The sequence below is a fragment of the Pseudomonas sp. IT-P258 genome (assembly GCF_949767825.1).
Classification (GTDB): Bacteria; Pseudomonadota; Gammaproteobacteria; order Pseudomonadales; family Pseudomonadaceae; genus Aquipseudomonas; species Aquipseudomonas monachiensis.
Map to the genome: position 1 here is coordinate 1 of NZ_CATKPU010000050.1, position 1,078 is coordinate 1,078.

Annotated in this window: 1 protein-coding gene; it reads left to right on the plus strand. The window is 55.0% G+C overall.

All coding sequences use genetic code 11. From position 1 onward, the window contains the following. Positions 1 to 166: 166 nt before the first annotated feature. On the plus strand, positions 167 to 1,078 hold a 912-nt coding region (locus ACM6G4_RS18670), incomplete at its 3' end, for a DUF6396 domain-containing protein (RefSeq protein WP_414914304.1).

Consider the following 1,078-nt stretch of genomic DNA (forward strand, 5'->3'; position numbering starts at 1 on the left):
GGATGCACACGAATGGTTTGGGTGCACAGGATGATCCGAAGGAGGCGTTCAAAGCCTGGGAAGACATCATCAAACGGAATAAGAATTTTCAATCCAAACAATTGATTCCCTATGCCCCCCTCGTCGAGTTCTATTTCGGCGAATCCGACCTGTCGGACCTCGACTGATGCACCGGCTCTTGTTGCTGTCATGTCTGCTGCTGGTCGCCTGCGATACCAGTAATCCTACCTCTACCTCGACCAAGGAAACGCCCTTGAACCCTTTAACTGAAGTCAAGGCCAAGCTGGCCTTCAGCTGTGTACACGAGCAGATCCCTGCGGCCTCCGCCGAGGTCGATGTGCTGTTCCATTACGCGCGCTGGTTGCAAAAGAACAACCAACTCAAGCAGGACAAGACCGTTGATGTAGAGATCGAGCGCTTGTACCGCATCGCCAGTGAAAACGGCCACTACAAGGCCAATATCAATCTGCAGAACGGTGCCATGCGCGGTACTTTCAAACTCCGTGGTGAAGAGCATTTGCGCATGAGTGAGCAACTGATCAACGCCGGAGTGGCAACGGGATATTACTTTGTCGGCATCTTCCTGCAGAACGGTTCGGCGGGGCTGCAGAAAGATCACGAAATAGCGTTGCGTTACTACCGTAAAGCCGCCGATGAAGGTAATCCGCTAGCTCAAGCCTATGTCGCAGACAAGTTGGCGCCGATCAACATTGCCCCGGACGTTGCCCGGAAAATGCGCCGTTGCGCGGCCGAGCAGGGGCACGGTGATGCAGCCTCCGACCTAGGTGTTGATCTGTCGACAGATGGTCATTATCAAGAAGCACTTGATGGATTCCAACTTGGCGTTGCGGCCGGTGACAGCACTTCGGCGTCTTTTTTGAGCGAGGGCTTCCGTGGTCCGGAGCCGGATGATCGGTTGTACTACCTGGGCCAACAGGAAGACCTCGAACGCGCCGATCGCTATAAAAAAATCTGGAAAATCCTCTCGGGCTACTCCTACGCCAATCCCAAAGTCCCCGAAATCAACGAGATCCTCCCGCTGCCGCCCGCCCCGTTACCCGCCTGGGACGGCAAACTG